At 65.5% G+C, this 15,696-nt stretch carries 14 protein-coding genes and 1 pseudogene; 6 read left to right on the top strand and 9 right to left on the bottom strand.

Annotated features, from left to right (window positions below; genetic code table 11):
- Positions 1-8 precede the first annotated feature (8 nt).
- The 6 genes and pseudogenes from ACVWW1_RS03250 to rfaD form a co-directional block, all read right to left on the bottom strand.
- Entirely contained in the window at positions 9-950 is a 942-nt protein-coding gene (locus tag ACVWW1_RS03250; RefSeq protein ID WP_456654837.1) for an NAD-dependent epimerase/dehydratase family protein, read from the bottom strand.
- Positions 947-2,161 carry a glycosyltransferase family 4 protein gene (locus ACVWW1_RS03245; RefSeq protein ID WP_456654836.1) on the bottom strand — a complete coding sequence of 405 codons (1,215 nt, stop codon included), beginning with the start codon at positions 2,159-2,161 and terminating at the stop codon, positions 947-949. Before ACVWW1_RS03245 ends, ACVWW1_RS03250 begins: the two co-directional genes overlap by 4 nt.
- A gap of 48 nt (positions 2,162-2,209) precedes the next feature.
- Positions 2,210-4,124: pseudogene (locus ACVWW1_RS03240) on the bottom strand (SDR family NAD(P)-dependent oxidoreductase).
- Between the two features lie 84 nt (positions 4,125-4,208).
- On the bottom strand, positions 4,209-5,489 hold the full coding sequence (locus ACVWW1_RS03235; protein WP_456654835.1) for an O-antigen ligase family protein: 1,281 nt from the start codon (positions 5,487-5,489) through the stop codon (positions 4,209-4,211).
- A gap of 8 nt (positions 5,490-5,497) precedes the next feature.
- On the bottom strand, positions 5,498-6,970 hold the full coding sequence (gene rfaE1 / locus ACVWW1_RS03230; RefSeq protein ID WP_456654834.1) for a D-glycero-beta-D-manno-heptose-7-phosphate kinase: 1,473 nt from the start codon (positions 6,968-6,970) through the stop codon (positions 5,498-5,500).
- Between the two features lie 18 nt (positions 6,971-6,988).
- Entirely contained in the window at positions 6,989-7,969 is a 981-nt protein-coding gene (rfaD, locus tag ACVWW1_RS03225; protein WP_456654833.1) for an ADP-glyceromanno-heptose 6-epimerase, read from the bottom strand.
- A gap of 135 nt (positions 7,970-8,104) precedes the next feature.
- Between rfaD and waaF the strand changes: the two genes are divergently transcribed.
- The gene (gene waaF / locus ACVWW1_RS03220) at positions 8,105-9,169 is read left to right on the top strand and encodes a lipopolysaccharide heptosyltransferase II (protein ID WP_456654832.1); all 1,065 of its coding nucleotides are present in this window, start codon (positions 8,105-8,107) and stop codon (positions 9,167-9,169) included.
- Here waaF and ACVWW1_RS03215 read toward each other — a convergent pair.
- The gene (locus tag ACVWW1_RS03215) at positions 9,151-10,191 is read right to left on the bottom strand and encodes a glycosyltransferase family 4 protein (protein WP_456656610.1); all 1,041 of its coding nucleotides are present in this window, start codon (positions 10,189-10,191) and stop codon (positions 9,151-9,153) included. The genes waaF and ACVWW1_RS03215 overlap by 19 nt on opposite strands.
- A 137-nt stretch (positions 10,192-10,328) precedes the next feature.
- Between ACVWW1_RS03215 and galE the strand changes: the two genes are divergently transcribed.
- The 3 genes from galE (at position 10,329) to ACVWW1_RS03200 (ending at position 14,003) form a co-directional block, all read left to right on the top strand.
- A complete protein-coding gene (galE, locus tag ACVWW1_RS03210; protein ID WP_456654831.1) occupies positions 10,329-11,342 on the top strand; it encodes a UDP-glucose 4-epimerase GalE in 1,014 nt (337 codons plus the stop codon).
- 108 nt (positions 11,343-11,450) lie between these two features.
- Entirely contained in the window at positions 11,451-13,265 is a 1,815-nt protein-coding gene (locus tag ACVWW1_RS03205) for an ABC transporter ATP-binding protein (RefSeq protein ID WP_456654830.1), read from the top strand.
- Between the two features lie 36 nt (positions 13,266-13,301).
- Positions 13,302-14,003, top strand: a complete 702-nt coding sequence (locus ACVWW1_RS03200; RefSeq protein WP_456654829.1) for a fumarylacetoacetate hydrolase family protein — start codon at positions 13,302-13,304, stop codon at positions 14,001-14,003.
- 131 nt (positions 14,004-14,134) lie between these two features.
- Here the strand turns inward: ACVWW1_RS03200 and ACVWW1_RS03195 are convergent, their stop codons facing one another.
- Positions 14,135-14,401, bottom strand: coding sequence for a hypothetical protein (locus ACVWW1_RS03195; RefSeq protein WP_456654828.1), 267 nt, complete (start codon positions 14,399-14,401; stop codon positions 14,135-14,137).
- A gap of 32 nt (positions 14,402-14,433) precedes the next feature.
- Between ACVWW1_RS03195 and ACVWW1_RS03190 the strand changes: the two genes are divergently transcribed.
- Positions 14,434-14,757, top strand: coding sequence for a hypothetical protein (locus ACVWW1_RS03190; RefSeq protein WP_456654827.1), 324 nt, complete (start codon positions 14,434-14,436; stop codon positions 14,755-14,757).
- 263 nt (positions 14,758-15,020) lie between these two features.
- Positions 15,021-15,293, top strand: a complete 273-nt coding sequence (locus ACVWW1_RS03185) for a hypothetical protein (protein ID WP_456654826.1) — start codon at positions 15,021-15,023, stop codon at positions 15,291-15,293.
- A gap of 7 nt (positions 15,294-15,300) precedes the next feature.
- Here ACVWW1_RS03185 and ACVWW1_RS03180 read toward each other — a convergent pair whose 3' ends face one another.
- Positions 15,301-15,678, bottom strand: a complete 378-nt coding sequence (locus ACVWW1_RS03180) for an SPW repeat protein (protein ID WP_456654825.1) — start codon at positions 15,676-15,678, stop codon at positions 15,301-15,303.
- Between the last annotated feature and the right edge of the window lie 18 nt (positions 15,679-15,696).

Genomic DNA, 15,696 nt, shown 5'->3' with positions numbered 1-15,696 from the left:
ACATCAAATCAGGAATCGGTCGAACGCAGCGCGCGCCTCAGGCCCTCATCGAGGCTGACCGGCTGCTGCCATCCGGTGCTCGCGACCTTGGAGAGGTCAAGTTCGAGCGAGGCGAACAGGCTGTCATAGGCTTCCTTGCGTCCCACCATCGTGAGCGACGCCCTCAAGAGCGATGCCGGCAGCCAGAACAGGCGCGGCGAGGTTTCTGCCGCGCGGGCAAGGCGCTCGACGAACTCGCGCGTCGAGACCTGCTCGCTATCAGCCACCAGAAATACCTCGTAGTCATTTCCCGGCTGCGACAGCCGGTACGAGATGAAGGACGCCAGGTTTTCCGCCGACACGAACGCGCGGCGATTCTTCACATGGGCGAGCGGAAGCGGCATGCGATTGATCACCGCGCGCTTGAGCAAGGCGAAATTTCCCTTCGCACCGGCGCCGTAGATCAATGGCGGTCTGATCACGGTCACCCTCATACCGCCGCCAGGGGCAATCTGCTTCAAGCCAACTTCGGCGGCCGCCTTGGAATTTCCGTAGACGCCGCGGGGTGTCAGGATATCGTCCTCGCGAAATGGAGAACGTCCGCAATTGCTGCGCCCATGCACCAGGATCGTGCTGACGAAAATGAAATCCCGGACACCCGCAGCGGCTGCGGCACGCGCCAGATGCAGCGTGCCCTCGATATTGACGTTGCGATACAGCTCTATCGCCTGTTCGTCGGACTGCTGGTGAACGCGGGCGGCGAGATGAACGACGGCGTCCACGCCATCGAGCGCGGCGCGCCAATCGGTGGTGGGACTGAGCGAGCCGATCATCACCTGGTTTGCATTTTGCGGCGGCGTCCGAACCGCACGGCGGACCACCCAGCCATTGCGCTCCAATTCGGGCACCACATGGCGACCAACAAAGCCGCTGGCGCCCGTCACCAGAACCGTCCGGCGGCCATCATTCATGTCGTCCGCTCCACATCGCGATTGGATAGCAGTTCCCGGACCAGCGCGGCGTAGCTGGCAAGCGCCCGCTCGGGACTGAAGGTGCGCGCGGTTGCGACCGCGCGTTCGGCCATCGCGGCGTCGCGCGATCGCGACGCCAGCCTGACGGCGTCGGCGAGTTGATCCGGCCTTCCCGGCGTCACCACCCAGCCCAGCCCGTTTTCGCTTACGGTCAGCGCCGCCTCGGCCTCGGGCTCGGAGACGAGGATGACGGGCCGGCCGGCCGCCAGCAGATTATAGAACCGGCTCGGCACCGAAACACCCGCGACGTCCTTGCGATAGGGAATGAGCCAGACGTCCGCACTGGACAGAAGCGCATCGAGTTCGCCGTCCGCGACGCGGTCGACCAGCGTGACGTTGGCAAGTTGCGCCGCGGCCTGCATGTCCTTCAACCGCGCGAAGCCGATGCCCCAGCCCGACAGCAGGAAATGGATATCGCGTTCGTCACGCAACAGCCGCGCTGCCTGGAACACGATGTCCGGATCGTGGGTGAAGCCGAGATTGCCGGACAAACCGACGACGAAGCGGGCGGCAATGGCCTTGCGAAACGGATTGTCGGGGCTGACGGGGCGGTTGGCCGGGGCGAGCGTCGCCCAGTTCGGGATGAACCTGATCTTGTCCTGTGTCATTCCGCCATACCGCAGCAACGGCTTCTCGGCGTCGCGGCCGATGACGATGACGGCGTTCAAGGCGCGGAACATCAGCGCGTTGATCGCGCGCATCGCTCGCGCAACCAGCGAGGACGGCCGCAGCAGCCCGGCCGTCACGAGCACGTCGGGAAACAGATCGTGCAGGATCAGCGCCGACTTCGCGCCCTTCAACCTTGCCGCGGCGGCCACCGCATAGGGAAGCGCGAAGGGAGCGGTCACCGTCAGCGCGACGTCGCCGCGCTGCAGCCGCGACAGCAGCGCAAAGAAGATCCGACCGGTGAACAGCGCCTCGGCCAGCGCGCGCTTGATCAGCGCCGCCTTTCCCGGCAGCCAGTTCCTGATCTCGACAATTGCGGGCCGCCCGGGCGCGGGCGCCCGCGCCGATCCCGGCATCCCGGAAACCACGACCACTTCCGTCTCCTGCGCGATCCGCTCGGCGATCGCCGACATGATCGCGGCGGTCGTGCTGTGGTCCGGCGGATAGTGCTGGCTGACGACCACGACTTTTCGAGAACTAGACATCAATGACTTTCGAAACGGTCCTGCCTTGCCGTCCGCGCGACGGCGCGGTCAGGCGGCATTCGATCCGAACTCGGGCACGGCGTCCTGAAGCACGGCGCGGATGGTCACGCGGTCATCCCTCTCAATCGCATCCTCCAGCGCCGCAAGCCACTTGCGCAACGTCGCCATCGGAGGCTGGTTCGGCTTGGCCGCCATGACGCCGGCGACGCCAATCTCGAGCGTCGGCTCCTGGCTTGCGAACAGGATCTCGTTCAGACGCTCGCCGGGACGGATTCCGCTGAACACGATCTCGACGTCAACGCCGGGCTGCAGGCCCGACAGACGGATCATCCGCTCGGCGAGATCGACGATCTTGACCGGCTGGCCCATGTTCAGCACGTAGACCGAGACGTCGGGCCGCGCCGGCGTCATTGCGTGGGTCGCGGCCGTGATCACGAGATCGCAGGCTTCGCGAATCGTCATGAAGTAGCGAACCATGTCCGGATGGGTCACCGTGATCGGTCCGCCGGCCTCGATCTGGGCCTTGAATTTCGGCACCACGGACCCGTTGGACGCCAACACGTTGCCGAACCGCACCGAGATCAACCGCATGTGCGGCTTGCCCTTGGCCTCGGTCATCAGGTCATGGTCCAGCGCCTGGCAGTACATCTCCGCGAACCGTTTGGTCAGGCCGAGCATCGACACCGGCTCGATCGCCTTGTCGGTCGAGATCATCACCATCGCGCCCGCGCCCGCGGCGCGCGCGGCGTCGGCCACGTTCACCGAGCCGAAGATGTTGGTCTTGACCCCCTCGCTCCAGTCACGCTCCAGGATCGGCACATGCTTGAGCGCGGCGGCATGGAACACGATGTCGGGCTTGAACTCGCTCATCAGGCGCGTGATGCGCTCGCGATCCCTGATGTCGGCGATCCGGCCTTCGATCTCAGGGCCGGCGTCGCGCGCCGACAGTGCCTCGGTGACCGCGTAGAGCGCCGGCTCCGAGTTCTCGACCACCAGCAAGCGCGCCGCGCCGAAGGTCGCGACCCGCTCACAGATTTCCGCGCCGATCGAGCCGCCGCCGCCGGTCACGATGACGGACTTACCCTTCACCAGCGCCTCGAGCCGCGCGTAGTCGATCTTCTGGCTCGGGCGCAGCAGCAGGTCTTCAACCGCGACATTGGTAAGCCGCGGCGCATCGCCGCCCTCCAGCGACGGCAGCCGACTGACGATCAGACCAAGCCGCCTGGCGCGCATCAGCACGCTCTCGGGATGGGCCTCCGGCTCGAACGCCGAGGGCATCATGACCACGCGCTTGATCGGCTTCTGGCGCCTTTCGAAATCGCGAATCACCGTCTCGATATCGTCGACGCCGCCGACCACGGGAATGTTGCGGATCATCTGGCCGCGATCCGCGGGCGACTGCGAGAGCACGCCGACCGGCCAGAGCCGCTTGATGGCGCCGTTCTCGATGCCGCGCAGCACGACCTCGGCGTCGGCGGTGCGTCCGACCAGCAAGGCAGGCGCGGCGCTGTCGGACCGGGCATGAAGCCGCGTGCGCGAATAGCGGAAATAGCGGTAGCCAAGGCGCAAGGCCGCTCAGCGCGAATACGTCAAGGAAAAAGAACAGAATGATCGTGACCCGGCCGAGGAACACCGGACTTTGCGAATTCGCCGCAGTGAAGAAGTAGACGTAGTCGAGTACGACCAGTGCCAGGGTCAGCACCGCGGCGACGCGCAGGATGTTCACCGCGTCCGGCAGCGAGGTGAAGCGCCACTTCGCCGTAGTCAGGTTGGACAAATAGCTGACCACGACGCTGAACAGCACGAACCAGGGCAGAATGCGCAGCAAATGCGGCAGGCGATCGGCAAGGAGGCTGCCCTCGAAACGCAGGTAGAAGCTCGCCAGCAACGCAAACGTCGTCGCGAGCGCGTCATGCACCAGAATCAGGAAATTGCGCAGGGTGAATTGTGAGAGACGCGTCATCTAATGGACGGGTTGCCGGAAACTAGGAGTTCGGGATGAGACATTGGCAGGCTGATAGCGTATCTGCAGAGCCCTTGCCAGCGATCATGAACGGAAGGAAGGTTCAGGTTCCATATCGGTCCGCGACCGCCCCTTCAACGCCATGCCGCCCGCAACGCCGGCGCCCAGTACATACATCCAGCCTTCGTGAAAGTCGAAGATGTGTGAATTAAATAGTGAACTAGAAATATTCTGCACCACGACGAGAAGTCCAATCCAGTTGACAAGGCCGTCGCCGCGGAACAGCAAGAGGTGTAGCAGCCACATGGCATACAGTATTGCAACGCCCAGAATGCCCCACTGCACAGCGACGTTCAACGTTTGATTGTGAGGATTTCCGATCACCTCGCCGGAGGCCTGGGTCACGCCGCCCCTGGCGACGCGCTCGAACAGGCCCCGCGTCGCTCCGGTGCCATGGCCGACGAGCGGCGCCTCGGCAAAGAAGCCGAGCGACTTTCGCCAGAATTCGAGCCGCAAGCCGAGCGACGTCGGCTCGTTGCGCTCCTTGTAGAGCTTGTAGTCGCGCTGGAACGACTCGGCCGTCCAGCGCAATTGCGGCGACGAGTACCACGCCACCACGGACAGCGCGGCGACCGCGCAAATAATCAGGACGATGCTGTGCCAGCGCAAATGGAGCAGCGCAAATACCGCGAACATGATCGGAACGGTCACCAGCGCGGTCCGCGACACCACCACCAGCGCCATGTTGGCGAACAGGCTGAGCGCAATCGCGACTAGCAGCACGGCCGGCAGGATACGCTTTGCCCGCAGCAGCATGACGATCGGATAGGCCAGCGCGACCGCGCACAAGGTGAATTCCTGGCTCTGGTCGATATAGTTCTTGACGAAGACGCCCTGCTCGCTGGGGGCGGGCGCCCTCAGCGCGAGGTGGGGATAGGCAAGCACCAGCCAGGACATCAGCATCAAGAGCGTGCAGGAGACGAGGAAAGCCACTAACACCCAGGTCCCGCGGGTCGAGCGCTGAAAATGATAGAGCAGGACTGGAAGCACCAGGAGCTTTGCGGTCGGCCCGACCGCGTACAACCTCGCTCCCCAGGCGGCGTCCGACCACAGCGTGCCGGCGAGCGCGAGGCAGAACAGCGCGATCGGCGCTACGCAGATCGGCCGCTTCAGCAGCGCCCAGAACGCCCTCAGGTCGACGGTCGGCGCAATCGCGATCAGCAGTACCACGCCGAAGATGCCGACCAGCGAGGTCGACCACGGCAGCGACAGCGCGATCAGCACCGCGACCACATCGGTCGTGGTCTGCCAGCGCGCCGGATCGCGCCAGGCCGGGCACGCCGCGGCGGGTGCCGACGATGCCATGCTCGCGCTCACGCCTTGCCCTCGCGGGCGCGTGCAACCAGCGACGTCGTGCTGTGGCCGGGCAGGACCTCGACCAGCACCACTTCGCCGCCGGCGGCCTCGACGATCTCGTGGCCGACCACCTGCTCGCGGGTATAGTCGCCGCCCTTCACCAGCACGCTCGGCCGCACCTTCGTGATCAGGTTGATCGGCGTGTCCTCCTCGAAGATTGCGACGAGGTCGACGGCTTCCAGCGCCGCCAGCACCTCGGCGCGGGCGCGCTCATTCTGTACCGGACGGCCCTCGCCCTTCAGCCGCTTCACCGAGGCATCGCTGTTCAAGCCGACGATCAGGCGGTCACAGGCGCCGCGCGCGGCGGTCAGCACCTTGACGTGACCAGGATGCAGGATGTCGAAGCAGCCATTGGTGAAGCCGATCCGCAGATCCTGCCGGCGCCAATCCGCAAGGTGCGCATCGATATCGCCGCCGGCCGGGATGATCTTCTCCTCGGCCGCCAGCGAGGCGTGCGGCAGGATCCTTCGCCGCAACTCGGCGGACCTGACGATCGCGGTACCGGTCTTGCCGACCGCAACCGCGGCGGCAGCGCTCGCGATCCGCAGCGCGCCGTCCCAGTCGGCACCAGCAGCCAGCGCCAGCGCCAGCGCCGCAGCGACGGTATCGCCGGCCCCGGAGACATCGCGCACCTTGACCGGCAATGCCGGCACATGGATCGAACCGCCGTCCCGCGTCACCAGCGTCATGCCGCGCTCGCCCTGTGTCACCAGCATCGCCTCGCAATCGGCAAGAACCATCGCATCGGGCGCGGCCTGCGCGATGCTGTCCTGGCTGTCGGCGCGGCTGCGGGTCGCCTCGGCGAATTCCTTCCGGTTCGGCGTCAACACGGTCGCGCCGCGATAGATCGCGAGGTTGGCGCTCTTCGGATCGACGATCACGCGCTTGCCCGCCTGGCGCGCGGCGTCGATCACGTTGCGGATCACGCGCGCGGTCAGCACGCCCTTAGCGTAATCGGACAGCAGCACGATGTCGGCGCGCGCAAGGCGCGGCAGGATCGCATCGATCAGCTGCTGCTCGATCGCGGGCGCGGCCGGCGCGGCCAGCTCCCAATCGGAGCGCAGCATGTGGGTCGAGAATTGTTCGGAGACGAAGCGCACCTTGCGCGTGGTCGGACGCGCGGCGTCGCGCACCAGCACGGTCTCAATCCCCGCCTCTTTCGCCAGCGCTTCGGTCAGCGCCGTTGCGGCGGCATCCTCACCGATCAGGCCGACGAAGATGCAGCGGCCGCCGAGCGCGGCGATATTGCGCGCGACGTTGCCGGCGCCGCCGATGTTGATCTCGCTGCGCCTGACCGCGATCACCGGCGCCGGCGCCTCCGGCGAGATCCGCGACACCTCGCCATAGACGAACTCGTCGAGCATCAAGTCGCCGACGCAGAGCACGGTCTGGCCGGACATTGCACGCGAGATCGCTTCAAAATCGAACATCAGTCACCGTCATCCGCTCTAGCGATAGCGATCCGCGCGATCGAGAAAGCCGTTCACATAGGCCCCGACCGCGTCTTCCAACTGCGTAAAACCGCCATTGTATCCGGCGTGCCCGAGACGATCGACGACGCTCTGGGTGAAATATTGGTAACTGCCGCGAATCTGCTCGGGCATGTCGACATACTGGATGTTCGGCTGCAGGCCGAGCGCGCCGTAGGCCGAGACGATCAGGTCCTTGAAGCTGCGCGCCTTGCCAGTGCCGACATTGAACAGGCCGGAGACCCGCGGCGTTGCGACCAGCCACATCATCACCCGCACGACGTCGTCGACATAGATGAAGTCGCGGCGCTGATCGCCATCGGCGATGCCCTCGCGATGCGACTTGAACAGCTGCACGACGCGGCCCGCTTTGATGTCGTCGAAGCGGCGCGCCAGCACGCTCATCATCGTGCCCTTGTGATATTCATTCGGGCCGAACACGTTGAAGAATTTCAGCCCCGCCCATTGCGGCGGCAGAAGTTCGCCTTTCGCAGCACGCTCGGCGACGGCGAGGTCGAACAGGTTCTTGCTCCAGCCATACAGGTTCATCGGCCGCAGACGCTTCAACGCCTCCACCGAACCGTCATCGTCGAAGCCCTGGTCGCCGTCGCCATAGGTGGCCGCCGACGAGGCATAGATCAGCGGGGTTCCCGTCGCGGTGCACCAGTCGAGCAGCCGCATCGAGAGACGAAAATTGGTCTCGATCACCAGATCGCCGTCGGTCGCGGTGGTCGCCGAGATGGCGCCGAGATGGAGGACGGCATCCAGCCGCCGGCCCTGCAGCCAAGCCATCAACTCGGCCGGCGGCACGAAATCGGCGATCTGGCGCTTGGCCAGGTTCCGCCACTTGCCGTCGTCCCCAAGAATGTCGCAGACCGCCACGTCGCTGCGCCCGGCGTCATTCAACGCGGCCACGACGTTCGATCCGATAAAACCGGCGCCCCCGGTTACCAGAAACATGATGAAATCCCGCCAGATTCCTTTGCAGCCGCCAGCTTTGCCCCACTCCCGCGCCACAGGCAACGATGGCTTTACCTCACTTCGCGAACCGGTTACCGACTTGGCCGCGCCGATCCGGCTTTGGCCTGTTTAGAAATGAATATTGATTCAATATCGGACATCGAAACCCAGGACACCGAGGATACCAGACCGATCCTCGTCGTGCCCTATGTTTGGATCGGCGATTTCGTGCGCGGCCACACCGTGGTCAGGGTGCTCCGCAAGCGCTGGCCCAACCGGCCGGTCGACCTCCTGACCAGCCGGCTTTGCGCCCCTTTGGTGGATTATATGCCCGGGGTCCGTGATGCCGTCGTGTTCGACCTGCCGCGCAGCCGGCTGGCACTGGCCCGGCAGCGGGCGCTGGCGGCCGAATTTCGGAAGCGGGACTACGCCACCGCGCTGGTGCTGCCGCGCACCTGGAAGGCCGCCATTGCGCCGGCCCTGGCGGGCATCCCGGAGCGGGTCGGCTTCTTTGGTGAGGCGCGGTTCGGCCTGATCAACGCCATGCGATGGGGCGAGAAGAAGCAGCCGCGCTTCATCGACAAGAACGCCATCCTGGCGTTGCCCGATGACACCCCTCGGCCGCCCGAATGGCCGGTGCCGCAGCTGCGGGTTCCCACTGACGAGGTCGGCCGATGGCGGCAGGCCAACGGCCTCGGCGCCGATCCGGCGATCGCACTCGGACCCGGCTCGGTCGGGGTCTCGAAACGCTGGACCTATTATCCTGAAGCCGCCCGGCTGTTCGCCGAACACGGCTTCGACGTTTGGGTGGTCGGCGGCCCCGGCGAGAAGGCGCTGGCGCAGGAGATCGCGGCCGTCGGCGGTCCGCGGGTCCGCGATCTCACCGGCACCGATCTGCGCAACGGCGTGCTGGCCATGGCCGCGGCCAGCATCGCTGTGACCAACGACTCCGGGCTGATGCACATCGCAGCCGCGATCGGCACCCCGACCATGGGCATCTTCGGCCCGACCGATCCCTATCTCTGGGCGCCCCTCAACGGCCTCGCCGCCACGGTGCGACAGACCAAAAGCAAGCTGCCGTGCCAGCCGTGCCAGCGCACGGTCTGCACCATGAACGACCATCGCTGCATGCGCGACATCGCCCCCGAAGACATCGTCGGGATCGCCGAGCGCGTGCTGGCTCAGATCAGCGCGCGATAGACCTTAGCGATCGCGTTCGCCTCCGCATCGAGGCTGAACTTATCCACAACTCGTTGGCGCGCCCGCGCCCCCATCGAAGCGGCCGATGCCGGATCGCGCATCAGGGGCTCGAGTGCCGCCACCAGCGCGTCGACATCGCCGGGCGGCGTCAGCACGCCGGTCGTGCCGTCCTCGACCACGAACTCGGCGGCGCCCGCGCGCGCGGCCACCAGCGCCGCGCCTGCCGACATCGCCTCGATCAAGGTCAGGCCAAAACCTTCATTGCGCGAGGTGAAGGCGTAGATCGTCAGCCGCTGGTACCAGCGCACGACATCCTCGATCGGTAGCTCTCCGGTGATGATGATGCGCGATTGCAGGCCGGCGGCCTCGATCTTCCGCTTCAGCTCATTGGCAAAGGCCAGTTGCTCCGGCACCACCGCGCCGACGATGACGGCGGTGAAGTCGGGATAGCGCGGCAGCAGCCTGCACATCGCCTCGACGAACACGTCACTGCCCTTCTGCCCGCGCACGCGCCCGAAGCAGCCGATCGCATAGCGCCCCGGCAATCCGCTTTCCGCGAAGGCGCTCGCGCGATCGGCCGGCGGCGCATAACGCTCGGCGTCGACGCCATGCATCACCACAGTGGCGTCGCGCTTCAGATAGGAGGCCGACAGCGGGCTGGTGGCGATGATCGCATCCATGTTGCGGATCAGCCAGCGCGTCAGCCAGGTGTGATGACGCTGCGCGGCAGACGTGAACAGCAGCTTCAGCGGCCAGCCGAGCGCGCGCAGCAAAAGCCCGGCAATCATCTCGTCATTGCGCCGCGCGTGCCAGATCACAGGCCTGGCGCGCCGCCACAGCCGCATCAGATCGACAAATCCCATCGCGTCGATGCCGTCCGGCCGATGCGAGCCGAGCCAGCCTGCGCGAAACATCTTGGCAAGCTTCGGCGCGACCATGCGGTTGGTCGCGGTGACACCCGAATAGCGTCGGTGCAGATTGGGCACGATGAGCACGAGCTCGCCGGCAGGTGTGTTCTCGATCGGCACGCAAGTCTCCGTTTCGTGCCAGTTCCTATACGCAACATTAAGCATAGTGGCCAGTTCGGCCGCCGCGAAACCCCCTCTTCACCGCACTCCCGCTAGCATCGCCGGTCAAAGATATCGGGAGAGCTCTATCCATGACCGTGCTTGTGACCGGCGGTGCCGGCTATATCGGAAGTCACATGGTTCATGCGCTGGTCGATGCCGGCGAGAGCGTCGTCGTCGTCGACAATCTTTCCACCGGCTTCTCCGCGTTCCTGCCCGAAGGTGTTCCGCTGTTCATCGGTGACGCCGGCGACGAGAACCTCGTCGAGGGCGTGATCGCACAGCACGGCATCGACAGCATCATCCATTTCGCAGGTTCTGTCGTGGTGCCGGACTCGATGCGCGATCCGCTCGGCTACTACCGCAACAACACCATGACGACGCGCAGCCTGCTCAACGCGGCGGTGAAGGGCGGCGTCGGCCGCTTCATCTTCTCCTCGACCGCGGCCGTCTACGGCAATCCGGACCAGGTGCCGGTGCCGGAGATCGCGCCGACACGTCCGCTGTCGCCCTACGGCTCGTCGAAGCTGATGACCGAGATCATGCTGCACGATGTCGCCTCCGCCCATGGCATGAGCTACGTCGTGCTGCGCTACTTCAATGTCGCCGGCGCCGACCCGAAGGGCCGCGCCGGTCTTGCCACCATCGGCGCCACCCATCTGCTCAAGATCGCGGTCGAGGCCGCGACCGGCCAGCGCGCCAAGATCGACGTGTTCGGCACCGACTATCCGACCCCGGACGGCAGCTGCGTGCGCGACTTCATCCATGTCAGCGACCTCGTCGAGGCGCATCGCTCGGCGCTGTCCTATCTGCGCGCCGGCGGGCAATCGGTGACGATGAACTGCGGTTACGGCCGCGGCTATTCCGTGCTCGAGACCATCGAGGCGGTGCGCCGGGTCTCGATGCGCAATTTCGCGGTCGCCTATGCCGCGCGCCGGCCCGGCGACATCGTGACCATGGTGGCCGATACGACCCGGATCCGCTCGCTGCTCGACTGGACCCCGCGCTACGACGATCTCGAGACCATCGCGAGCCACGCGCTGGCCTGGGAGGAGAAGTTGTTCCGGGAGCGCGGGGGCGCCGCGCGACAGGCAGAATCGGCCTAAAACTCAAGCCGTTATCAAGCTGTTATTGTACTTGAAAAAGACCCGCCAAGCGGGCAAGGAGGTCCGCAACCCTGACGGCCGGCGCTGCCCGCCGTCAATGGAACGCGGATGGCTCAGTTTCCAAAGAAAATTACCGACGATCCCTATGGCGCGGCGATCCTGATTCGCCGCCTGGTCACGGAACAGGGGATCACCTACTGGCGGCGCTACCTGACGGCGTTCGCCCTGATGGCCGTTGCGGCCGGCTCGACGGCCGGCGCCACTTACGTCCTCGGTCAGGTGATCAACCAGGCCTATGTCGACAAGAACATCCCCGGCATCGCGATGTTTGCCGGGGTCACGGTGGTGCTGCTGTTCATCAAGGGCGTGGCGACCTACGGCCACATGGTGATGATCCTGTCGAAGATCAGCAACGCCATCCTGGCGCGGAACCAGCGGCAATTGTTCGCCAAGCTGATGAGCGAAAGCATCGGCTTCTTCTCGCAACGGCACTCCTCGGAATTCCTGGCGCGGCTCACCGCCGGCGCCAAGTCGATCACCGACGTGCTCAACATGCTGGTCAATGCGATCGGCCGCGACCTCCTGATGCTGATCAGCATGGTCGCCGTCATGGTCTGGCAGGATCCCCTGATGTCGTTCATCGGGCTCGTGGCGGTGCCGCCGGCGATGCTGGTGCTGCGCAAGCTGGTGAAGCGGATCAAGGGCCTCGCCTACAACCAGTTCACCGGCACCGCCGACATCATGGAGACGATGCAGGAATCGCTGCAGGGCATCCGCACCGTGAAGGCGTTCACGCTGGAAGACACCATGCAGCAGCGGATCGACGAGAACATCGCGATCGTCGAGCGCAATGCCAACAAGATGGCGCATGTCGCCAACCGCTCCAACCCGCTGATGGAGATGCTCGGCGGCTTCGCGGTCGCCGGCTGCCTGATGTATGGCGGCTACAGCGTGGTGGCGCTCGGTTCCACGCCGGGCCAGTTTTTCACGTTCCTGACCGCCTTCCTGATGGCGACCGAGCCGGCCAAGCGCCTGGCGCGGCTCAACATCGATCTCAACAGCCAGCTGGTCGGCGCGCGGATGCTGCTCGAGGTCGTCGACAGCCCCGCGAGCGAGCAGGCCGACGACGACAAGCCGGCGCTCAAACTCTCCGATGCGCGGATCGAACTGCGCGACGTCAGCTTCGCATATCGCCCCGGTGAGCCGGTGCTGAACCGCTTGAGCTTCATGGCCGAGCCCGGCAAGGTCACCGCGCTGGTCGGCCCCTCCGGCGGCGGCAAATCGACGGTGCTCGCCCTGCTGCTGCGCTTCTACGAGACGCGCGAGGGCGACATCCTGATCGACGGACAGTCGATCCTGTCAGTCTCGCGCAAGTCGCTGCGCCGGCAGACCGCCTATGTCGGCCAGGACGTCTATCTGTTCCGCGACACCATCCGCGCCAACATCGCCTTCGGCAAGCCGGGCGCCACCGAGGCCGAGATCGTCGACGCCGCCAAGGCCGCTTGCGCGCACGACTTCATCATGAGCTTCCCGCTCGGCTACGACACGCCGGTCGGCGAGCACGGCACGCAACTGTCCGGCGGACAACGCCAGCGCATCGCGGTCGCCCGCGCGCTGGTCAAGAACGCGCCGGTCATCCTGCTCGACGAGGCCACCGCCGCGCTCGACTCGGAGTCCGAGAAGCAGGTGCAGGAGGCGATCGAGCATCTCTGCCAGGGCCGCACCACGATCGTGATCGCGCACCGCCTGCACACCATCATGCATGCAGACGCGATCCTGGTGGTCGAGGGCGGCGAGATCGTCGAACGCGGGCGGCACGACGAGCTGCTGCGCCGCAGCGGCCGCTACGCCTCGTTCTTCCGCCTGCAGCATCACCACGACCCGTCGCCGCTGGCATTGGCGCCGATCAGCGCCACCGGCTAGACCGATCAAATCCACCCCAAGAGCAGCGAGACCCACATGAACGCCGCCTCCACCGTCATTCCGCTTCCCCCGCAGCCCTCGCTCCCCGTCGTCGGCGAATCCGGCACCTATCCGGTTCGCCGCATCTGGTGCGTCGGCCGCAACTACCTCGAGCATATCAGGGAGATGGGCAATGACGAGCGTGCACCGCCGTTCTTCTTCGGCAAGCATGCCGACATGCTGGTGCCCGACGGTGCGACGATCCCCTATCCGCCGCTGACCAAGGACCTGCATCACGAGGTCGAGCTGGTGGTGGCGATGAAGAGCGGCGGGCTCAACATTCCCGCCGACAAGGCGCTCGAGCATGTCTACGGCTATGCCGTTGGCATCGACCTGACCCGCCGCGACCTGCAGATCGCCTCGCGCAAGAAGGAGCGGCCCTGGGAGATCGGCAAGTCGTTCGACTATTCAGCGCCCTGCTCCGCGATCCAGCCGGCCTCGAAGATCGGCCACCCCTCCAGCGGCAAGATCTGGCTCACCGTCAACGGCAAGGAAGCGCAGAAGGGCGACCTCACCGAATTGATCTGGAACGTGCCTGAGATCATCTGGCAACTCTCGCAGCAGGTGAAGCTCGCCGCCGGCGACATCATCATGACCGGCACGCCCGCCGGCGTGTCGCAGCTGCAGGTGGGCGACAAGCTCGAATGCGGCGTCGACGGTGTCGGCATGCTGAAGGTATCGATCGGCAAGCCGGAATAGACTCCGAATCCGATCCACCAGCAGACCGCGGCCCCGAACCTGGTTCGGGGCCGTTTTCATCTGTGGTGAGCAATGCCGGCGTCTGTCGCCGTAACGAGCGGCCGTCCGCAGGCGCAGCGCAGTCGTCGAGATCAGAATTGCTCGTGGCCGGGATGGTTGGGGTCGCCGAGATATCCGCCGCCTCCGCTGCCACCGGCACTGTCACCGCTGTAACCAGTTCCGAGTGAGGGCGGCGGATCGACCGGCTGGCGATGCGGGCCGCCCGAACCGCCCGGGGGCAGTTTCGCGCCCACATTCTTCGGCGGCGCCATGTGAAGTCCGCCGGCATGCGCAGAGCTCAGCGCGGTAACGCCGAACGCGACAACGGCAGCGAAGGCAAGAAGCGAATTGCGTGTCATGCGACGTCTCCTTGAACTCGGGCCGGGGCACCATGCGCCAGCTCCGACGCCGCACGCTTCGCACGGTTGCACTGGCCTGGCTGTGGTGGGTCACGCCCATTCCACGGCCACTTCCCGGCGACATCGCATCGCCCGGGAAACCCCGGACCAGGGGTCCGGAGCTTTCCGCTGCGCGTGGTCAGCGCATCGTGCCGGGCATGCAGGGCGGCTCGGTGAAGGGCGCGGTTGCGAACGATCCGACGTTCGGCGCGCGCACGCAATCGGTCGTCTTGCTGCTGACCGGTGTCGTCGTTGTCGTCGTCATCGAAGCATGGGCGCGCCGCACCGCAGCATTGTTGCTGGCGGCCGAGGCCTGAGCCGAGAACGCAGCTGCCGCAACCAGAGCAAGCGTCACGAAGGTCAATTTGGTCATCGGGTTTCTCCGCACGTGGATGAAGCCGACCAAGCTCGGCTCCTATGACCCATGACTGAGGACGCCGGGAAATTATTTCATCACGCGTGATCACCGAACCGCGAGCGCCCGATCACATCAGACGGACCGGGGAATACGGGAACGCGAGAGGCACTCCATTTCGTCAAGGCCGCGCACGAACGCGGCGATGACGGTATGGAGATTCTCATGAGCGATCTTCGACGACTTGGCAGACAACTTGGCCTGGCTGCAATTCTGTCCGCGACCATGGCTACCTCTTGCTTCGCACAGGCGACGGTCTGGCAGCCCAGTGCATTTGCTTCAAATGAAACCGCGACGCGGCCATGGTCGGCGCCCGTCGGTCATCGCCAGCCGCGTGCCGCCGATATTCCGGCAGCGGCGTCGGCATCACAGCAGATCATCGATCAGGAGGACGCGATCGTCGACCGCAAGATCAAGGGCATTTGCCGCGGCTGCTAGCTTCTAGCTAATGCTCTCCTGCGTCCTGCGCTGCGGCCGGACCAAGATGCGTCTTTTCGTACTCGAGCCACAGCTCGAGCAGCGCCATGAATGCGACCACCGCACCCGCGGCGATGGCAAAATGCATCGCGCGGGTTTGCGTGAAGCCGAGCAGCCAGGGCGAGGCGATCAGCCAGCATCCGATCAACAGATTGATCCATTCCTCCCAGATCGAGAACGCGACGATCGCCGCCAGTGACATGATCGCAATCGCGGCACCGCTGATCCTCAGATCGATCGCCGCCGTCGGGTTGGCGTGCGCAAACAGCCACGGCGCGGCGAGCAGGAAGATCGCTGCGACGAGGTTATAGAGATCGAGCGCCGATTCTTTTCGCCATTTCGTCATCGATTGCTCCCTTGCTCC

Source organism: Bradyrhizobium sp. JR3.5 (genome assembly GCF_054057015.1).
The sequence above is the reverse complement of the archived record's forward strand: the minus strand, read 5'-3'. Positions and strand labels throughout refer to the sequence as shown.